Origin of the sequence: Tropicibacter oceani (assembly GCF_029958925.1) — a bacterium.
GTDB classification, from domain to species: domain Bacteria; phylum Pseudomonadota; class Alphaproteobacteria; order Rhodobacterales; family Rhodobacteraceae; genus Pacificoceanicola; species Pacificoceanicola oceani.
On the sequence record NZ_CP124616.1, the window covers coordinates 766,878 to 784,021 of the forward strand.

22 protein-coding genes are annotated in these 17,144 nt (G+C 62.8%); 5 read left to right on the forward strand and 17 right to left on the reverse strand.

Annotated features, from left to right (window positions below; all coding sequences use genetic code 11):
• Both QF118_RS03650 and QF118_RS03655 read left to right on the forward strand, forming a co-directional pair.
• Positions 1-225, forward strand: a complete 225-nt coding sequence (locus QF118_RS03650; protein WP_282301292.1) for a DUF350 domain-containing protein — start codon at positions 1-3, stop codon at positions 223-225.
• Positions 222-1,763, forward strand: coding sequence for a polyamine aminopropyltransferase (locus QF118_RS03655; protein WP_282301293.1), 1,542 nt, complete (start codon positions 222-224; stop codon positions 1,761-1,763). The genes QF118_RS03650 and QF118_RS03655 overlap by 4 nt, the downstream gene beginning before the upstream one ends.
• Here QF118_RS03655 and QF118_RS03660 read toward each other — a convergent pair whose 3' ends face one another.
• The 9 genes from QF118_RS03660 to QF118_RS03700 are packed head-to-tail and all read right to left on the reverse strand — an operon-like array spanning position 1,764 to position 6,321.
• Positions 1,764-2,267 carry a flagellar basal body-associated FliL family protein gene (locus tag QF118_RS03660; protein ID WP_282301294.1) on the reverse strand — a complete coding sequence of 168 codons (504 nt, stop codon included), beginning with the start codon at positions 2,265-2,267 and terminating at the stop codon, positions 1,764-1,766. It abuts the gene before it with no gap.
• A 10-nt stretch (positions 2,268-2,277) separates the two neighbouring features.
• Positions 2,278-3,006, reverse strand: coding sequence for a flagellar basal body L-ring protein FlgH (gene flgH / locus QF118_RS03665; protein ID WP_282301295.1), 729 nt, complete (start codon positions 3,004-3,006; stop codon positions 2,278-2,280).
• A gap of 8 nt (positions 3,007-3,014) precedes the next feature.
• Positions 3,015-3,413, reverse strand: coding sequence for a flagellar basal body P-ring formation chaperone FlgA (gene flgA, locus QF118_RS03670; protein WP_282301296.1), 399 nt, complete (start codon positions 3,411-3,413; stop codon positions 3,015-3,017).
• A 17-nt stretch (positions 3,414-3,430) separates the two neighbouring features.
• Complete coding sequence (flgG, locus tag QF118_RS03675) at positions 3,431-4,216, reverse strand: flagellar basal-body rod protein FlgG (RefSeq protein ID WP_282301297.1); 786 nt, start codon at positions 4,214-4,216, stop codon at positions 3,431-3,433.
• A gap of 12 nt (positions 4,217-4,228) precedes the next feature.
• Positions 4,229-4,942: a flagellar hook-basal body complex protein gene (locus QF118_RS03680; RefSeq protein WP_282301298.1), complete on the reverse strand. Its 714-nt coding sequence runs from the start codon at positions 4,940-4,942 to the stop codon at positions 4,229-4,231.
• A 1-nt stretch (position 4,943) separates the two neighbouring features.
• Complete coding sequence (locus QF118_RS03685) at positions 4,944-5,213, reverse strand: flagellar biosynthetic protein FliQ (protein ID WP_282301299.1); 270 nt, start codon at positions 5,211-5,213, stop codon at positions 4,944-4,946.
• 4 nt (positions 5,214-5,217) lie between these two features.
• Positions 5,218-5,511 (reverse strand): flagellar hook-basal body complex protein FliE, encoded by a 294-nt coding sequence (gene fliE / locus QF118_RS03690; RefSeq protein ID WP_282301300.1) that lies wholly within the window; start codon positions 5,509-5,511, stop codon positions 5,218-5,220.
• 30 nt (positions 5,512-5,541) lie between these two features.
• Complete coding sequence (gene flgC / locus QF118_RS03695; protein ID WP_282301301.1) at positions 5,542-5,931, reverse strand: flagellar basal body rod protein FlgC; 390 nt, start codon at positions 5,929-5,931, stop codon at positions 5,542-5,544.
• A 12-nt stretch (positions 5,932-5,943) separates the two neighbouring features.
• Positions 5,944-6,321, reverse strand: coding sequence for a FlgB family protein (locus QF118_RS03700; RefSeq protein WP_282301302.1), 378 nt, complete (start codon positions 6,319-6,321; stop codon positions 5,944-5,946).
• A gap of 85 nt (positions 6,322-6,406) precedes the next feature.
• On the opposite strand from QF118_RS03700, the gene QF118_RS03705 reads away from it, so the two are divergent.
• Positions 6,407-7,816, forward strand: a complete 1,410-nt coding sequence (locus QF118_RS03705) for a FliI/YscN family ATPase (RefSeq protein WP_282301303.1) — start codon at positions 6,407-6,409, stop codon at positions 7,814-7,816.
• Between the two features lie 40 nt (positions 7,817-7,856).
• Here the strand turns inward: QF118_RS03705 and QF118_RS03710 are convergent, their stop codons facing one another.
• The 6 genes from QF118_RS03710 to QF118_RS03735 all read right to left on the reverse strand — a co-directional run bounded on the left by QF118_RS03710 (position 7,857) and on the right by QF118_RS03735 (position 11,622).
• Positions 7,857-8,669: a DUF1217 domain-containing protein gene (locus QF118_RS03710; RefSeq protein ID WP_282301304.1), complete on the reverse strand. Its 813-nt coding sequence runs from the start codon at positions 8,667-8,669 to the stop codon at positions 7,857-7,859.
• Positions 8,666-9,070 (reverse strand): flagellar biosynthesis repressor FlbT, encoded by a 405-nt coding sequence (gene flbT, locus QF118_RS03715; protein ID WP_282301305.1) that lies wholly within the window; start codon positions 9,068-9,070, stop codon positions 8,666-8,668. Before flbT ends, QF118_RS03710 begins: the two co-directional genes overlap by 4 nt.
• Positions 9,070-9,444: a flagellar biosynthesis regulator FlaF gene (gene flaF / locus QF118_RS03720; RefSeq protein ID WP_282301306.1), complete on the reverse strand. Its 375-nt coding sequence runs from the start codon at positions 9,442-9,444 to the stop codon at positions 9,070-9,072. The genes flbT and flaF overlap by 1 nt, the downstream gene beginning before the upstream one ends.
• Before the next feature lie 76 nt (positions 9,445-9,520).
• The gene (locus tag QF118_RS03725; protein ID WP_282301307.1) at positions 9,521-10,816 is read right to left on the reverse strand and encodes a flagellin N-terminal helical domain-containing protein; all 1,296 of its coding nucleotides are present in this window, start codon (positions 10,814-10,816) and stop codon (positions 9,521-9,523) included.
• A 196-nt stretch (positions 10,817-11,012) separates the two neighbouring features.
• Positions 11,013-11,360 (reverse strand): flagellar protein FlgN, encoded by a 348-nt coding sequence (locus QF118_RS03730; protein WP_282301308.1) that lies wholly within the window; start codon positions 11,358-11,360, stop codon positions 11,013-11,015.
• Positions 11,350-11,622, reverse strand: a complete 273-nt coding sequence (locus tag QF118_RS03735) for a rod-binding protein (protein ID WP_282301309.1) — start codon at positions 11,620-11,622, stop codon at positions 11,350-11,352. Before QF118_RS03735 ends, QF118_RS03730 begins: the two co-directional genes overlap by 11 nt.
• 112 nt (positions 11,623-11,734) lie before the next feature.
• Here QF118_RS03735 and QF118_RS03740 point away from each other — a divergent pair, with 112 nt between their 5' ends.
• Together QF118_RS03740 and QF118_RS03745 are read left to right on the forward strand one after the other, a co-directional pair.
• A complete protein-coding gene (locus QF118_RS03740; protein WP_282301310.1) occupies positions 11,735-14,161 on the forward strand; it encodes a flagellar hook-length control protein FliK in 2,427 nt (808 codons plus the stop codon).
• Between the two features lie 9 nt (positions 14,162-14,170).
• Positions 14,171-14,854, forward strand: coding sequence for a flagellar hook capping FlgD N-terminal domain-containing protein (locus QF118_RS03745; RefSeq protein WP_282301311.1), 684 nt, complete (start codon positions 14,171-14,173; stop codon positions 14,852-14,854).
• Between the two features lie 4 nt (positions 14,855-14,858).
• Here QF118_RS03745 and ubiB read toward each other — a convergent pair whose 3' ends face one another.
• Positions 14,859-16,388 carry a 2-polyprenylphenol 6-hydroxylase gene (ubiB, locus tag QF118_RS03750; RefSeq protein WP_282301312.1) on the reverse strand — a complete coding sequence of 510 codons (1,530 nt, stop codon included), beginning with the start codon at positions 16,386-16,388 and terminating at the stop codon, positions 14,859-14,861.
• Positions 16,389-17,141 (reverse strand): bifunctional demethylmenaquinone methyltransferase/2-methoxy-6-polyprenyl-1,4-benzoquinol methylase UbiE, encoded by a 753-nt coding sequence (ubiE, locus tag QF118_RS03755; RefSeq protein ID WP_282301313.1) that lies wholly within the window; start codon positions 17,139-17,141, stop codon positions 16,389-16,391.
• Positions 17,142-17,144 lie beyond the last annotated feature (3 nt).

Here is a 17,144-nt window from a genome sequence, read left to right on the forward strand (position 1 = left end):
ATGGATCTGTTTTCAGCAATTCAGCTGGCCGAAGTGTTCAGCACCATCTTTTACACGGTCCTCGGGGTGGTCCTGATGGGCATCTTCTGGTGGATCATCAACATCATGACGCCGTTCTCGGTGATCAAGGAAATCGAGGAAGACCAGAACACCTCGCTTGCGATCCTGATCGGGTCGGTCTTTGTCGCCCTGTCCATCATCATCGCGGCCGTGATCCTGTCGTGAGCACGGCCCCGGCGCCGCGCCTGCGCGAGGCCTGGCTGCTGGCGGCGACCTTTCTGATCGCCGTCGCCGGGCTGGTCTATGAGCTGATCGCGGCCACCGTTTCAAGCTATCTTCTGGGCGATTCCGTTCGCCAGTTCAGCATCGTCATCGGCGTGTTCCTAAGCGCGATGGGCGTCGGCGCCTGGGCGTCGCGCTTTGTCGGCCAGGCGATGCGCGGCTTTTCCTGGGCACAGATCGCGCTGGGCGTGGTGGGCGGCTTCATGGCGCCGGTCTTGTTCTTTGCCTATGCCTGGCTGGGCGAAGTGGCGATGCCGCTGTATGGCATGCTGATCGCGGTGGGCGTTCTGTCGGGCATGGAAATTCCGCTGATCGCGCGGGTTCTCAAGGAAATCGGCGCGCCGGATTTCCGGTTCGAAAACGTGCTGAGCGTCGACTACGTCGGGGCGCTGGCGGCGTCATTGGCCTTTCCGTTGTTGATCATTCCGCACCTGGGGCTGATGTCGGCCAGCCTGGTCTTTGGCTGCCTGAACCTGTTGGTGGCCGGGCTGTCGCTGTACCTGTTCCGAGAGGTGTCCAGCCGCACGCAATGGGCCGCCTGGACGATCGCCTTGCTGTGTTCCACCGCCGCGCTGGCCCAGTCCGAGCGGCTGGTGTCGATCACCGAAACCCAGTTGTTCGAAGACGACGTGATCCTGTCCGAGGCGACGCCCTATCAGCAGATCACCGTCACCCGGTTCCGCGACCGCACCCGGCTGTTCCTGGACTATTCGATCCAGTTCGATACGATGGATGAATACCGCTATCACGAATTGCTGGTTCACCCGGCGCTGGGACTGGCGCCGCGCATAGAAAGCGTTCTGATCCTGGGTGGCGGCGATGGCATGGCGGCCCGCGAAGTGCTTCGCCATGACCGGGTGAAACAGGTGACGCTTGTCGATCTTGATCCAAGGGTCACCGCTCTGTTCCGCGATCACCCCGAGCTGGCAGAGCTGAACAACCGGTCCCTTTCGGACCCGCGGGTGACCATCCTGAACCAGGACGCCTGGCAATTCGTCGACGAAAGCGACGCTGTCTACGACGTCATCCTGTTGGACCTGCCGGACCCCAAGAACATCGCCCTGTCCAAGCTGTATTCGCGGCAGTTCTATGCCCTGGTGGCGGAACGGCTGTCGGCCAACGGCTTGATCGTGACGCAGGCGGGCTCTCCTCTTTTTGCGCGCGAGGCATTCTGGTCGACGGTTCACACCCTGCGCGAAACCCGCAATCCGCTGGCGCCGGGCGACGGGTTGGCGGTGCGGCCCTACCACGTCTATGTGCCCAGCTTCGGGGACTGGGGCTTTGCCATGGCCAGCTTTGCGCCGCTGGCCGACCGGGTGCCAAAGCTGCCGGCGGGACTGTCCTATCTGACCGCCGAGGGCTGGCAGACGGCGCAGGTGTTCGGCGCCGACAATGGCGAAGTGCCGGCCGAGGTGAATGACATCCAGTCCCACGCGCTGGTCGGTTATTACCTGGATGGCTGGGACCGCTGGTTTCGCTGATCACGAATCCTGGCGCGCGATTTCGGTGATCAGGACATCGCTGACGGTGTCGCCCAAAACCGGACGGGCCGCTTCAAGAAGGGCGCTTCGCAGGTCTTCCATGCGGTTGCCGGTGGTGAAGTTACCCTTGAAGCCGCCGACATTGGCGTGATCGAACATGACCTGCAGGAACACGTCGCGCAGCTTGGGTTCCCGGGCATAGACCGCCTCTGTCGTCCCTGTCTGGACCTCTACGCTGAGCGAGGCAACCACCAGCGCTGTCACCTTGTCGGTTCCGACGACGGGGATCACGAACTGGTTGTTCAGCTTGACATATTCGCGGGTCGCGGGCGCGTCCTCGTCTTCGGGCGCGGTTTCGGCGTCGGCGTGTTCGGCGGGCGGGACGCATTCGACGGCAGCGCCTTCGGCGTGTTCCTCGGCGGCGGGGGGCGCGAGGAAGAACCCCGCGCCGACACCCGCACCCGTTCCGATCAGGGCCAGGATGATGGGCAACAGCTTGCGCATGGATGGCTCCTTAGAAGGGCAGGATCACGTCCAGCACCTGCTGTCCGTACCTGGGTTGCTGCATGTCGCTGATCTGGCCACGACCGCCATAGGAAATGCGAGCCGATGCGATCTTGTCATAGGTGATTTCGTTCTGCCGCGAGATGTCTTCGGGGCGCACGTAACCGGTGACCAGCAGTTCGCGCAGTTCAAAGTTCACGCGGACCTCCTGGCTGCCTTCGATGGCCAGAACGCCGTTGGGCAGCACGTCGACAATGGTGGCGGCGACGCGCAGGGTCAGCTGTTCGCTGCGCTTGACCGATCCGTCGCCGCGCGACTGGCTGGAGCTGTCCAGCGACACGGCGCTGTCCAGGCTGGCGCCGTCGGTGATGCCCTGGTTGATCCGTTCGGGGATGCCGAACAGGTCGGGCACACCCAGGCTTTCGGAACCGGACCGCGACCGGGCAGAGCTGTTGGAAATCGCCGCCTGTTCCTTGATGTCGATGACCACTGTCAGGATATCCCCGCGATTGACAGCGCGGCGATCCCCCAAAAGCGAGCCTTGCCCGCCGCTCCAAAGCGAGGCCCGATCGGTGGTGCGCAGCGGCAGCGGCGTCGTCGGGATGCCCTGGGCGATCATGGCGACACGTTCGGGGCTTTGCGTCGTGGGGGTAAAATCGGGTTCCTTGCCGATATGGCCGGCACGCCCGCAGGCGGCCAGGGCAAGGATCAGAACGACAAGGCAGCTATTTCGCAGCATACTTTTCCTCATTTTGTGACCAGCACAGAGCCGTCCGGGGCAATCTGGCCGAAAAGAACTGTTCTGGATCCGGTGTTCATGACGCGAATCCGTTCACCGATACCGCCGCGGCCAAGGGCCCGGCCCTCGGCCACGATGCGCAGGCCGCCGGTCGAATAGACCAGTTCGACCACCTGGTTGCGGTCGATCAGGGCCGGTTCGCCGACCGCGCCGTGCATGACCGCACGACCGGGATAAAGCGCGATGCGCGCCTCTTGGCCGATGACCTCGCCCAGGCTTTGGTGGGCGCCTTCGACGGTGGTGGGGTCGATCCGCACGTCGCTTGCCGAAACCAGCTGTTGCGGCCGGATCGTACGGGTGGCGATCACCGTGTCGGCGAAACCGGGGCCCGCGATGAGGGCGATCATGACCGCAAGCGCGCGCATCAGCGGATCTGACTTGTTGCGGCCAGCATCTGGTCGGCGGCCGAGATGACTTTGGAATTCAGCTCATAGCCGCGCTGGGCCTCGATCAGGTCGGTGATTTCCTTGACCGGATCGACCGAGCTTTCTTCGAGAAAGCCTTGGCGCAGGGTGCCGAGGCCGTCCTGGCCCGGCGTTGTCTGAAGCGCCGCGCCCGAGGCTTCGGTTTCCACGAAAAGGTTCGAGCCGATGGCCTCGAGCCCCTTGGCGTTGGTAAATCCGACCATGGTGAACTGCCCCAGCAGCTGCGCCTCGGCTGAATCCGCGAAATAGGCGTAAACCTCGCCGTCGCCGTTGATCGAAATGCTGCGGGCATCGTCGGGAATGGTGATTTCCGGCGAGACGGGGAAGCCTTCGGAGTTGACGATCAGCCCTTCGCCGGTGCGTTTCAGTGCGCCGTCGCGGGTATAGGCGGCCTGGCCAGAAGGCAGCGTCACCTCGAGATAGCCGGCGCCTTCGATGGCGACGTCCAGATCGCCCCCGGTCGAGGACAGCGCGCCCTGCGACAGCATCACCGACACCGAGGAGGGCCGGACACCCAGGCCCAGCTGCACGCCGGTGGGCAGCACGGTGCCGTCCGAGGCATTGACCGTGCCGGGGCGGGCGGCCTGTTGATAGTGCAGGTCGGCGAATTCGGCCCGGCGGGCGTTGTAACCCGTGGTGCTCATGTTCGAGAGGTTGTTCGAGATGACCTCGACCCGGGTTTGCTGGGCACTCATGCCCGTGGCGGCGATTTGAAGGGCGCGCATGGTTGGCTCCTGTTACTTGATAAAGGCGTTGATGGCGGACCGGATGCGTTCGTCTTCCTTGTCCAGAAAACTTTGGCCCAGTTCATAGGCGCGCTGCACCTCGACCATCCGGGAAATCTGGAGGATCGGATTGACGTTGGAGGCTTCGACAAAGCCCTGCATGACGCCCGGTTCCTCCATCGGTTCGAACCCGGCGTCGGCGCGGAACAGCACGCTGCCCTCGCGCACCATCTGGGTGGGTTCCAGCGGGCGGACCACGCCGATCTGGCCCAGCGGAACGCCCTTGGAACTGATGGTGCCGTCGCGGCCAATGGCCAGATCCGTGGCATCGGGCGGCACAAAGACCGGCGCACCGCCGTTGCCCAGAACCGGATAGCCGTCAGGGGTGACAAGCGTGCCCTCGTTGCTGGGGGTAAAGCTGCCGGCACGGGTCAGGCGCTGGCCATTGGGCGCGTCGATCAGGAAGAACCCGTCGCCCTCGATGGCCATGTCGAACATGCCGTTGGTCTGCTCAAGCGTGCCCTGCACAAAGGATGTGTTGCGGATGCGGGCCGCCGACATGGCAACCGACGCGCCGCCATCGGCATCCTGCACGTATTCGGAAAAGATGATCCCCTGCTGCCGAAAGCCGGTGGTATTGGCGTTGGCGATATTGTTGGCAATGACCTGCATTTCCCGCTTGAGCCCCGAAAGGCGCGAAAGGGCAGCGTATCCTGTGGCTTCCATGTCAACCTCCGACGATGATGGGAATGATCTGGGCCTGGAAGAATTCGACCAGGGTGCGTGTCATGAAGCTCATCGACATCCAGAAGACGACGACGATCGCCATGAGTTTCGGCACAAAGGTCAGCGTCATTTCCTGGATCGAGGTGAGCGCCTGAAACAGGCCCACGCCGACGCCCGCGACAAGCGCGGCGGTCAGGATCGGGATCGAGGTGACCGTGGCGATCCACAGCCCCTGGCGCAGCGTGTCGAAAAAGATGGCTTCTGTCATCATGGGATCAGACCGGCATCCGCAGGATTTCCTGGTAGGCTTCGACCACCTTGTTGCGCACGGCAACCACGGTTTCGACGGCCAGTTCGGACTGGGCCAATGCCTCGACCAGCGCATGGGGATCGGCATCGCCGGCCATGTTCTGCTGCGCGGTTTGCTCGGCTTCGCGAAGGGTGCCGACGAAATCCTGCGCGGCCTGGGCAAAGCTGCCCTGCAGGCTGGGCTTTTGGGTAGCATCGGGTTCCATCGCGGGAAGCGAGGCGGCGTATTTCTGTGCTGCATAGAGCGATCGGACGTCCATTCTGGTCTCCTTTCACGGGTTTCGGAAAATTCAGCGTCTCAGCAGGTCCATCAGTCCGGTGGACATCTGGCGGGTCTGGTCAAACATCTTGAGGTTGGCCTCATAGCTGCGCTGGGCTTCGCGCGCGTCGGCGATTTCGATCACCAGGTCGACGTTCGATCCGTCATAGTTCCCGGTTTCATCGGCCAGCGGATGCGAGGGGTCATAGATCTGTTCAAGCTCGGAACGATCCAGCCGCACACGCCCGGTTTCCACCCGCGACAGCGCGGTGTCGCCCTTGTCCAGCTGGAAGGGCACCGATTTGCGGCGAAAGCCGGGGGTGTCCATGTTCGCGATGTTTTCCGAGACCACGCGCAGGCGGGTTGCCTGGGCTTTCAGTCCGCTGGCGGTGACGCTTAGCGCGTCGGAAAAGGCACTCATCCCTTAGCTCCTTCAGCTGCGGCCAAGGCTTGCCCGGATGACGGACAGGCTGTTGCGGTAAATTGCCAAGGCGCGGTCGTGCTGGCGTTTGGCATCGACGGCCTCGATCATTTCGATTTCGAGCGAAACGGTGTTGCCGTTGGGGTCCATCGCGTCGCGCCGATCGCTTGTCGCGACCATGCGGTCGCTTTGACCGTTCAGGTGCCCCGTGCGGGTTGCGCGCTGTTCGGACAGAGACCCGCGCAGGGTTGTCTCGAATGCGGGCAGTTCTTTCGCGCGATACCCCGGGGTATCCGCGTTTGCGATGTTTTGGGCGCTGATCGCTTGCTTGTGGCCAGCATGTTTGGCCATCGCCATCGCCGTTCTGAAGACGTCCAGGTTTTGGAACATCGGGGCTTCTCCCTCGATTACTTAAATCAAGGCTTAACCGTGATTCCTTTAGAAACGGTTTGCAGAAAACTGAACGGAGCGTTCGATGGACAATAGTGTGATCAAAGGGCTCAGCGCGCGAATCGCGCAGATGCAGCCGGTTCGGAATGTCGGTCGCGTGCGATCCGTGGACGGAACAACGATCTGGGTCAGCGGCCTGGCGCATACCGCCTGTATCGGCGATCGGTTGCGGCTGTTTCACCCTGGCGGCGCGCTTGAGGGCGAAGTGCTGAGAATTCGAGACGAATTGGTCGCAATGCTGCCGGACGAGGCTGCCGATGGGGTTTCGCAGGGCGATCGGGTGGCCGTCATGGGCGCCCCCGTACTGGCGCCCTGCGATTCGTGGATTGGCCGGGTGATCGACCCCTATGGGCGGCCGCTGGACGGCGCGCCGCTGGGGCCGGGCCCCCACCGCCGACCGTTTCGCGCCAGCCCGCCCCCTGCCGCCGCGCGCCGCGGGTTGGGCGCAAGGCTGAACACGGGACTGGCGGTTTTCGACACGCTGCTGCCCATCGTCCAAGGGCAGAGAATCGGGCTTTTCGCCGGATCGGGTGTCGGCAAATCACGGTTGCTGTCGCAATTGGCGCAGGGGATGCAAGCCGACGTGGTCGTGCTGGCGCTTGTCGGCGAACGCGGGCGCGAGGTGCAGGAGTTCGTGCGCCATGTGCTGGGCCCCGAGGGGATGGCGCGCAGCGTGGTCGTTGCGGCGACCTCGGACCGGTCTCCGATGGAGCGGCGGCGCTGCCCGCTGGCGGCCATGACCATTGCCGAACACTTTCGGGACCAGGGCAAGCACGTGCTTTACCTGGCCGATTCGATCACCCGCTTTGCCGAGGCGCACCGCGAAGTGGCCATCGCGTCGGGAGAACTGCCCGCGCTGCGCGGCCACCCGCCGTCGGTTGCGCATCAGATCATGCGGCTGGCTGAACGCGCCGGTCCAGGATTGCCCGAAGCGGGGGATATCACCGCCGTTTTCAGCGTGCTGGTCGCGGGGTCGGACATGGATGAACCCGTCGCCGACATCCTGCGCGGTGTTCTGGACGGGCATGTGGTGATGGATCGCCAGATCGCCGAGCGCGGCAGATTTCCGGCGATCGATCTGTTGCGGTCGGTGTCCCGCAGTTTGCCCGAGGCCGCGACCCCGCATGAAAATGAACTGATCTCTCGGGTGCGCCAGCTGTTGGGTGCTTACACCCGGTCCGAGACGATGATCCGCGCCGGGCTGTACCGGGATGGAGAGGACCCGGTTCTGGATCAGGCGATTCGCGCCTGGGCGGATCTGGACGGATTCATCGCCGAGGAGTCGCCGGGCGGTCCGACCAATGCTTTCAACAAGCTGGAACTGGTTCTCAGACGGTCGGGTGCCGGTACGAATGCGGGCGCGGCGCTTCAGGCTGGCCGGGGGCCAAAGCAAAACGGCCGGGCAGCGATCCGCCCGACCGTGCGAGGCCGTTGACTGGTTGGATATCGGCGGCCGCGACGTTCGAATGTCGCGGTCAGCCCAGCAAGGAGGTGCGCGGAATGGACTGCAGCAACGACAAGGCGACCAGACCCGCCGATGATTGCGAAAAGTCCTGAACCTGGGTTTGCAGCAGGTAGGTCTGAACGACCTTTTCCATGACTTCGGGGTCCGCCAGTTCACTTACCTCGGTTACACCGAACCTGCTTTGAGCCTTGTCGCGAAAAACCTCGAGTTGTTGGTCGATGTCGAGCTGGCCAAAGCCACTGGGCAGGCCCATTGCGGTTTCGAACACCGTGCGCAGGGCGGTGGTGCCCATAACCTTGAACCATTTGGTGTCGTTGCCGCCGCTTCCTTCGGCAAGTTCGGGCAGGCTTCGCTGAAAATTCAGGGCCAATCTCAGGCTGTCATCCTGATCGCCGACCGCAACCTCGAAGGATTGTTCGCGATATTTGGCGACGATTTCATCGCCGAAATAACTGAGTTGCGTCCGCGCCCCGACCGGCGAATCGAACGCAAAAGCGCTGGCGATTGCGCCGTAGCGATCATCGGACAGCTTGTTGGCCAGGCTTTGCGGGTCTGCGCCGCCTTCTTCCAGGATCTTGCGGATGAAAAACTTATTGTTGATATCATCCTGCAGTCCAAAGGCCCCAAGCGCGACCCGCAACAGCCGGCGGTCGGACACCAGGTCTTCGGCGGTCTTGATCTGACCGATGTTTTCCTTGAAGTAGTCCGTGTCGCGCACAAGGTCGGCGGACTTTTCGAAAACCTGGCGCTGTGTATCCTGGGTGGCCTTGAGGAATTGCCACCCGACCAGACCGCTGCCGACAATGACCGGCTGAAAGCTCATTGCCGAGACGCGGCCAAAAGCCGGTCCTCTCGCGGGATCAAGGCGCGCAGCGCTTTGAGGCACTGATAGAACTGTTCCGTCAGCAGGGCGTTGCTGGCCTGCGCCAACAGGCGGCGGCTGTCCGGGTCGATCAGGATATGGCTCAGCTCCTCGATCCGAGGCAGCAATTGTTTTTTCGCATCACCAGGCTCTGCGTCACCGGTCAGGATCAGCTGGGCGGTATAGCAAAGGCGCCGCACGGGTGTCTGCGCTTCTTCGGGATGAATGGCGTCGCGCAACCGCAAGACATTCGCATTCGGGGTCACGATGGAAAGCCGGCTGCGCCGATCCCCGTTTTCGATGACGGCCCCGTTGATCAAGACGCGTTCGCGAGGGCCAAGTTTCAGAACCAATCCGCTCATCAGGTTGTTCTCCGACCGCTCAGTCCACGCAGGACGGCGGCATTTATTTCCAGAAGGGGGGTAATCCGAGCTTGCTTCATCAAGACCTGGGAGGTGTGTTTTTGCACAAACTCGGCCAGGTAGAAGATACGCGCCCTTAGATCTTGGGGCAGGCCGTTTTCCTTGTCGGCGACGTCGACCGCCAACATGGTCCAAAGGCGCTGGTTTTCCGAAAGCGCTTCGACCAGTCTTGGATAGGCCTTGGGCCCGGCTTCTGCGGCTGACTTGATGCGATGGGTTACGCGGGCAATCAGTTCGTATTCGGTGCCACGGGGCGTCTTTGTCGTCCGCGCCGTCTGCGAATAGGCGTGCTGGGCAAGGGAATGGGCGTTCACTGCAAAACCTTCTGGTTGTGGCTACGATGGATATATGGAGATCGGAGGCCGGTTGACCGGCCTCCGATCAGGACCATTAGCGGAACAGCGACAGAAGCTGCTGCGGTGCCTGGTTGGCGATCGACAGCGCCTGGACACCCAGCTGCTGCTGGACCTGCAGGGCCTGCAGACGGGCCGAGGCCTCTTCCATGTCGGCGTCGACAAGGGTGCCGATCCCGGACTTCAGCGCATCGGTCAGGCCGGTGATGAAGTCGGTCTGGGTTTCGATGCGGCCCTGGGCCGAACCGAAGTTTGCAGCCGAGTCGATCGAGATCTGGATCAGACCTTCGATTTCTTCGAGAGCCGCATCAGCGCCCGCCTGGGTGGTCACGTCGATATCGCTGAGCGATTCGAGGCGGCCACCGATGGTGTTGCCGGCCGCAGCAAAGGTATCCGCGCGGAACGACACGTTGTTGCCGGTGGTGGTCGATCCGGTCACGGCCACGGCGCCGGTCGATGCGGTAAAGGACATCGACAGATCGGCAGTATCCACACCGTTGGCTTCGAGGTGCTTGACCATGGCATCGTTCAGACCGTCAAAGACGTCCTGAGCGGTATCGCCATCGCGAGCCACATACATGATCTCGGACGGTTTGCCTGTGGTCGCAGCGGTGTTCGCTCCGGCCAGACCCGATGCGCCGGATGCCAGGGTGATGGCATAACCAACGCCTGCAGCAACTTCGTCCGGAACAATGGTGAAGGTCGTGGTCGGTGCGGTGCCGGCACCCGTCAGGGTGATAGCTGCGCCCGCTGCCGCGCCGGACATCTGGGTGCCGCCGGTTGCCTGGGCCGTACCGGTGATCGCCGAAGCGCCGGTGCCAAGGTCCTGCTTGCCGACATTGATGTCGCTTGCGGTTACACCGGTGCCCGAACGGTCAAGCGATGCCAGCACGTTGATGCTGCCGGTGTTGGCCGTCTTGTCGGTGTTGGACAGCAGGTTCAGGCCGTTGAACTGGGCTGCGCCCACAACAGCCGAGATCTGGTCGCGCAGGGCGTTGATGTCGGTCTGGATCTTTTCACGATCGACGTTTTCTTCCTGTGCGGCGACGATCTTGCCCTTGATGTCGGTCAGCAGCTCAGTCGTCGTTTCAGCGGCCTGGCGGGCCACGGCGACGGTCGACTGACCCAGGTTGAGGCTGTCCGAGATGCCCTTGAAGCCCTTAACGTCGGCCTCCATGACCTTGGAGATCGCCCAAACCGCCGAGTTGTCCTTGGCGCTGGAAACCCGCTTGCCGGTCGAGATTTCCGACTGGGTCTGGGCCAGGCCCGAGTTGATCGATTTCAGGGTCTGAAGCGCCACCATGGCGCCGTTGTTCGTCAGGATGCTAGACATGCATTTTGTCCTTGCTAGTTGGCGCTTTTGCGCCGGTTTCATTTGCCGGTTAAGGCATCTCTGACGTCTTTCTGACGTTTACAGCCCGGCGTTTCCGGCCTGTGCCACCCTTCCGAGTGCAGGGCCAACATGGGTCCGGAATCCTAACGTTGCGCTAATTCCGAACGGTCCATTTCAGCCAATTTGAACCAAATTCTCACGCCCTGCGTTCCAGCTTGTTTTCTGCCGGTGTGCTCAGCGGTGTGCGACGGCCCTTTTCGTCATAGGTGTCCAGTGTTTTGCGCAGGTGGTTCAGGTGATTCAGGCGGTTCGCGACATTGCGCAAACCGGCCAGCGCGTGATCGAACAGCTCCTGATTCCGGCGCAGCCCGTCGCGCAGCGGCGCGACCTTGGTTTCGTCATTTGTGGTCTTGGCCAGCCCGAATGCCAGATCCTGCTTTTCCTCCATCAGGTCGGCGATTCGGTCAAAGTCACCTTCGAGCAGGGCCTGCCGCTCGGCTGCGATGAGTTCTTCCAGGCGGATAAGGTCGGTGTCATTGGTCATCGAATTTCTCCTTCATTGAACGATAAAGCGTGTCGGCAAGGCCGATACCGCCCTTGGCGGCCATCGCGCGGGCCTGTTCCTGCACCAGGAAGGACGAGAATTGATCCTCGCCCGCGCCGCCGCCAAAGCTTTCGGGGGTCTTTCCAACGCCGGCAGCCTCGAGCATTTCGGCCAGAAAGCTGGCTTCGAGACCCTGTGCGGCGGCTTTCAGCGCCTTGTCCTGTATCTGCCTGGGGGCGGCAGGGATCGGGGGGATATCCATTGTGTTGTCTCCAATTCGACTCACTTCACCCAGTTTTCTGCGAAGGCGGTAAAGAACCGGTAAGGATGTGCGATCTAGAAAGGAGCGACGGAAGAAATCCCGAGGCACGCAAATGCTTATCCAGCTCACCAGTCTTCTTGGACTGGCTCCGAAACCCCCGGTCGACGGTGCGCCCAAACAGGCGCGCGAGGGCGCTGATTTTTCCGAAGTGTTCAATCAACTGGCGGGCCAAACCCCCGAAAAAGACGCCGATCCGCAGCAGGCTGTCGCAGAGCCAGAGGCGATCGAGGCCGCGGCCTCGGCCGACGACAGTGCCATGATCGATGACGATATGGACGCCGCGCAGACGCTGGAAGAACCCTGGGACGATAGACCCGAGGCCGAGGATTTCGCACGGTTCGAAAAGCAAAGTGAGACGGAAATGCCGGGCGTTGTGGCATTTCAAAGCGTTCGCCGCAGCAGTGCGGCAGGACCCATGCCGCAAGCCCCGGTGCCGATGGAAAGGGCCGAGGTGCCCGGTAGCGAATCGACCCGAACCACCGGTTTTGCGGACACCTCCCCGTCGCAGGAAATCCGACACATGGCTTGGTCGGTGCCGGGCGCATTGGCGGCAGACCTGCCAGCGGCGAAAGCCACCGACAGCGTTCAGGGCGAACGTACTACGCCTGTGCCGCCCAGCGTGGGGGCACTGCCCATGGACCGCCCTCTGCACGGACAGGGACGGCCGATGTTGACACAACTTGATGGCGGCATGGTCGGGGTTCGTGCAGATGCACCTCTGGCACCGCAGAGTCCTTTGCAGTCCTCAGCGCGGGTTCAGATGGCCCCCGATACGCTTCAGGGTGATGCCGTTTTGACCCGGGAAATTTCGCGCGCTGTCGTGCCGCCAGAGCAGGCGCGCGCAGAGCCCGGGCAAGGCGGGACTGCGGTATTCACGCCTGTGACCAGAAGCGATTTCAAACAAGCTGAAATTCCCGCCCCTGTTTCGCAAACGGCGCCCGCAGAGTCGTCTTTGGTGACGCCGCAAGGGCAACGCTTTGGCCGTATGATCCCGGGGGCAGAAACATCGTCAGCGGATGTGTTGAACCCGGTCGCTTCGAAGCCGCCGTTGCCTGTGGCGCCGCAGGGCTCTCGGCTGGAAGCAACACCCGTGGTTCCCGAAATGGCGCCGCCGGTTGCATCCAGCGGACCGGCGGAGCCGATGTTCAAGCCCACAGCAAAGCAGCCTGATCTTGCTGCGGCCGAGACGTTTCGGCAGGTCGCGCCTGTAGGAAACGAAGTCGGCCCGAAACTGCCCGATGTTGGCAGACCATCGCAGGGCAGAGAAGATCAGAGGCCGGTGGACATCCAAGGGTTCGGCGCAGCGATTCGGACGGCGCGGCATGAGGTGCCGTCAGAGGGGGGCGTTCAGGTCAGCTTTGCCGCAAAGCCATCGGACCGCGTGACCGGAGTGATCGAAACCAGCCAGCCGGTTGGGTCCGTCCTTGCGGGTTCGCCAATGGATGTCGACAATCCCCAGGTGCGGGTATCCGTGGTCAACACGCCGGTTTTGCCATCGGCGGACAGCTTTGAATATCGTCCGGGTGACCCTGTTACAGCGCTGCGCGATCCTGCCCCGGCGATGCCCGCTGCCTTTGCGTCAGGCGTTTGGAACGCCCCGGCTGTCGAACCGGCGCGTGCGCCCTTCACCGGCGCTTTGCCGGGCGCGGAGATCCAGCGCCCGTCTGAACCGCCCGTTCAGGCGCCTGTGCCTGCCGCCGCTGTGGCCCCCGAGGCCATGGTGGTGCCGGTTGCAGCCCAGACTTCGGCCGGCATTACCTTTGCGGGGCTGGCCCGGGAAACGGTCGGGAATACCGAAACGGCTCCGGTTGCGGCCGGGGCAAGGCGGCGCGATGATGTCCCGGATACTGGCATGGCCAAGATGGCGGAACCGCTGAAAGCGGCCCCCAGTGCGCCGTTGGTTCCCGCGCAAATCCGCCTTGTGGACGCGCAGGTCACCAACCCGTCCTTGATGGAGCCAAGGGTGCCCACATCCGATTCGGAGCGAGCCGACATGTTCACTGTCGCAGCGACAGAGGAAATGCGCCTGCAAACCGTGACCGGCGCGCAAACGGGCCAAAGCGCCGCGACACACCGAGAGGCCTCGGCCGCCGTTCTGCGTCAGATTTCCGAAAACTTGCCGCGGCTGACAGAGGGTCAGATCGACATTCGCCTGAGCCCCGAAGAGCTGGGCCGGGTGCATATGCGGCTGATTGCCGGCGAGCAGGGGATGACGGTGCATATTCAGGCCGATCGGCCGGAAACGTTGGATCTGCTGCGTCGGAACATCGACCAGTTGGCGCAGGATCTGGCAGAGGCGGGCCATGAGGCGGCCGGGTTCACCTTTGGCGATGACCGCCCCCAGGGCAGCGGCCCCGAGGGGGATCAGGGCGCGGAGGGCGGGATTGCCAGCGGCAAGCCGGGGCTGACGCAGGACGAATCGCCAGGGCCGATCACCGAAACAATCGCCCAGACGGGCGGAATGGATATCAGGATATGAGGTACCAGAATGGTTGACGTCAGTTCGGCAACTTCGGCTGCGGGCATTCAGACCCGTGTTGCAGCCAGCGAAAGCAAGAGCGACGCGAATGCGGCGCTCAGTTCGGATTTCGATACGTTCATCCGCATGTTGACGGTTCAGGTGCAAAACCAGGACCCGTTGAACCCGGTTGATTCGACGGATTATGCGACCCAGCTGGCGACCTTTTCGTCGGTCGAACAGCAGGTGCTGACCAATGACCTGCTGAAAGAGATGGCGGCGCAGCTGGGCGGCGCCGGTTTGCAGCAGGCCGGTCAGTGGATCGGGATGGAGGCGCTGGCGCGGGCTCCGGTCTGGTTCAACGACAGCCCGATCTCGATCCGGCCCGAGTATCCGGAGAATGCGGATTCGGCCAAGCTTCTGGTCAGGAATTCCAGCGGCGATCTGGTGCAGACCTTTGATCTGAACGGGCTGCCCGAAGACGTTGTCTGGACCGGCACCGACGAAGAGGGCGCGCTGCTGCCGGTCGATGTCTACAGCTTCCAGATCGAACACTACGAAGGTCAGACGCTTTTGGCGACGGCGACGCCGCTTAGCTATAACCGGATTGTCGAGGTCCGCTCGGACGACAATGACATCGTGGTGCGCCTGTCCGACGGAACCGAGATCCCGTCGACCATGGTGACCGGCCTGCGCACGCCCACGGCGGGCTAAGGCGTTAAAGGGACTGCCACATCAGGACGGAACCGACTCCGACCGCCAGACCCAGCAGAACATAGGCCACCCGGGCGCGCCACGGGTGGTCGACCCGCTTGACCGGTTCGGTCGATTGCCGGATCAGGGCTGCCTCGACCAGGGTGGGCAGGCGGGGGCCAAAGCGCGACAGGACGCGCAGCGTCTGCCCCAGATCGCGGGCAATCGCACGCGGCCCGATCGACTGCTTGATGTAATCCTCGACGACGGGCTGGGCGGTCTTCCAGATGTTCATGTTGGGGTTGAGCGAGCGCGCGACGCCTTCGACCACGACCATGGTGCGCTGCAACAGGATCAGTTCCGTGCGGGTTTCCATGCCAAAGCGTTCGGTCACCTCGAACAGGTAGGCCAGCAGTTTGCCCATCGAAATGCCGGTGGCATCCATGCCGAAAATCGGTTCGCCGACGGCGCGCAGGGCGCGGGCGAATTCGTCGACGTCGCGGTCGGCGGGTACATAGCCTGCCTCGAAATGCACCTCGGCGACCCGCTGATAATCGCGCCGGATAAAGCCATAGAGGATCTCGGCATAGACGCGGCGGGTGTATTCGTCGATATGCCCCATGATGCCGAAATCATAGGCGATGATATCGCCATTGGCGGCGACCTTCAGGTTGCCCTGGTGCATGTCGGCGTGAAAGAACCCGTCGCGCAGGGCGTGGCTTAGGAACAGTTGCAGGACCCGTTCCGACAGCGCAACACGGTCATGCCCGGCGGCGTCCAGCGCCGCGTTGTCGCCCAGCGGCAGGCCATCGGCCCAGCCCAGCGTCATGACCCGGCGACCCGAGTATTTCCATTTTATTTCAGGTAGTTGAAAGCCGGCATCGGTGCCGGTGTTGGCAGCGAATTCACTGGCCGAGGCGCTTTCCAGCCGCAAGTCCAGTTCGCCCATGACGACGCCTTCGAAGTGGGCGATCACGTCTGTTGGGCGCAACCGGCGCGAGGCGGGGGAAAGCGCTTCGATCACGGAGGCCGAAAAGTAGAAGGCGTCGATGTCGCGGCGAAAGGCGCGTTCGATCCCGGGGCGCAGCACCTTGACGGCGACGACCTCTCCGGTTTCGACAAGCCGGGCTTTGTGGACCTGCGCGATCGAGGCGGCGGCGACCGGTTCGGAGAACTCGGAAAAGACCTCGTTTATGGGGCGGCCAAGCTCGGCCTCGACGGCGGCCTTGGCCTGGGCCACCGAAAATGGCGGCAGTTTATCCTGAAGGATGCGCAATTCCTGCGCCATGATATCACCCACCACGTCGGGGCGGGTCGACAGGATCTGGCCGAACTTGATGTAGGCGGGGCCAAGCGCGGTCAGGGCGCGCGATGGCGCGGGCATCGAAGGATCACCCTTTTCGCCAAGCCATTTCAACGGCCAGCCCAGAACGCGCGCGGCGATGCGCAGGGGGGCGGGGGCCTCCATCGCGTCCAGCACCGACCGCATGGCGCCGGTGCGTTCCAGCGTTGCGCCGGTCTGGATCAGGCGCCAGATGTTGTGAGGACCGCGCACCTAGATTTTCCACCCCGAATGCAGACAGGCGATGCCCATCGACAGGTTACGATATTTGGCGTTGTCGAATCCGGCCGCGCGCACCATCCCAAGAAAGGTTTCCTGATCAGGGAATTTACGAATGGATTCTACAAGGTACTGATAGCTGTCGCGATCTCCCGCGATGGCCTGGCCAAGGCGCGGGATGATGTTGAACGAATAAAGGTCATAGACCTTTTGCATCAGGTCATTGGGGATCTGGTTGAATTCCAGCACCATCAGGCGCCCCCCAGGGCGCAGGACGCGGAAGGCTTCGTTCAGGGCCTCTTGGGGGCGGGTCACGTTCCGGATGCCGAACGAGATCGTGTAGACGTCAAAGGTGTTGTCGGCAAAGGGCAGGGCCATGGCGTCGCCGACCACCCAATCAAGGCTGTCGGCCATGGCATCGGCCTCGGCGCGTTTGCGGCCTTCGATCAGCATGGGTTCGGTCAGGTCCAGCACGGTGGCATGTCCGCTGCCCGCCCGTTTCAGAAAGCGAAACGAAATGTCACCGGTGCCGCCGGCCACATCCAGCAGTTTCTGACCGGGGCGCGGGGCAAGCCAGTCCATCATCGCGTCTTTCCAGATGCGGTGGATGCCAAGGGACATGGCGTCGTTCATCACGTCGTATTTTGATGCGACAGAGTTGAAGACACCCTGAACGCGCCCCGCCTTTTCCTGTTCGGGAACATCCTGAAACCCGAAATGCGTCGTCTTTTCATGCGGTTCAGTCATGCA

What these genes read in the sequence shown, in the direction of transcription:
- QF118_RS03650 (WP_282301292.1), top strand. Translation starts at nt 1, where the DNA reads ATGGATCTGTTTTCAGCAATTCAGCTGGCCGAAGTGTTCAGCACCATC.
- QF118_RS03660 (WP_282301294.1), bottom strand. Translation starts at nt 2,267, where the DNA reads ATGCGCAAGCTGTTGCCCATCATCCTGGCCCTGATCGGAACGGGTGCG.
- flgH (WP_282301295.1), bottom strand. Translation starts at nt 3,006, where the DNA reads ATGCTGCGAAATAGCTGCCTTGTCGTTCTGATCCTTGCCCTGGCCGCC.
- flgA (WP_282301296.1), bottom strand. Translation starts at nt 3,413, where the DNA reads ATGATCGCCCTCATCGCGGGCCCCGGTTTCGCCGACACGGTGATCGCC.
- flgG (WP_282301297.1), bottom strand. Translation starts at nt 4,216, where the DNA reads ATGCGCGCCCTTCAAATCGCCGCCACGGGCATGAGTGCCCAGCAAACC.
- QF118_RS03680 (WP_282301298.1), bottom strand. Translation starts at nt 4,942, where the DNA reads ATGGAAGCCACAGGATACGCTGCCCTTTCGCGCCTTTCGGGGCTCAAG.
- QF118_RS03685 (WP_282301299.1), bottom strand. Translation starts at nt 5,213, where the DNA reads ATGATGACAGAAGCCATCTTTTTCGACACGCTGCGCCAGGGGCTGTGG.
- fliE (WP_282301300.1), bottom strand. Translation starts at nt 5,511, where the DNA reads ATGGACGTCCGATCGCTCTATGCAGCACAGAAATACGCCGCCTCGCTT.
- flgC (WP_282301301.1), bottom strand. Translation starts at nt 5,931, where the DNA reads ATGAGTGCCTTTTCCGACGCGCTAAGCGTCACCGCCAGCGGACTGAAA.
- QF118_RS03700 (WP_282301302.1), bottom strand. Translation starts at nt 6,321, where the DNA reads ATGTTCCAAAACCTGGACGTCTTCAGAACGGCGATGGCGATGGCCAAA.
- QF118_RS03705 (WP_282301303.1), top strand. Translation starts at nt 6,407, where the DNA reads ATGGACAATAGTGTGATCAAAGGGCTCAGCGCGCGAATCGCGCAGATG.
- QF118_RS03710 (WP_282301304.1), bottom strand. Translation starts at nt 8,669, where the DNA reads ATGAGCTTTCAGCCGGTCATTGTCGGCAGCGGTCTGGTCGGGTGGCAA.
- flbT (WP_282301305.1), bottom strand. Translation starts at nt 9,070, where the DNA reads ATGAGCGGATTGGTTCTGAAACTTGGCCCTCGCGAACGCGTCTTGATC.
- QF118_RS03725 (WP_282301307.1), bottom strand. Translation starts at nt 10,816, where the DNA reads ATGTCTAGCATCCTGACGAACAACGGCGCCATGGTGGCGCTTCAGACC.
- QF118_RS03730 (WP_282301308.1), bottom strand. Translation starts at nt 11,360, where the DNA reads ATGACCAATGACACCGACCTTATCCGCCTGGAAGAACTCATCGCAGCC.
- QF118_RS03735 (WP_282301309.1), bottom strand. Translation starts at nt 11,622, where the DNA reads ATGGATATCCCCCCGATCCCTGCCGCCCCCAGGCAGATACAGGACAAG.
- QF118_RS03740 (WP_282301310.1), top strand. Translation starts at nt 11,735, where the DNA reads ATGCTTATCCAGCTCACCAGTCTTCTTGGACTGGCTCCGAAACCCCCG.
- QF118_RS03745 (WP_282301311.1), top strand. Translation starts at nt 14,171, where the DNA reads ATGGTTGACGTCAGTTCGGCAACTTCGGCTGCGGGCATTCAGACCCGT.
- ubiE (WP_282301313.1), bottom strand. Translation starts at nt 17,141, where the DNA reads ATGACTGAACCGCATGAAAAGACGACGCATTTCGGGTTTCAGGATGTT.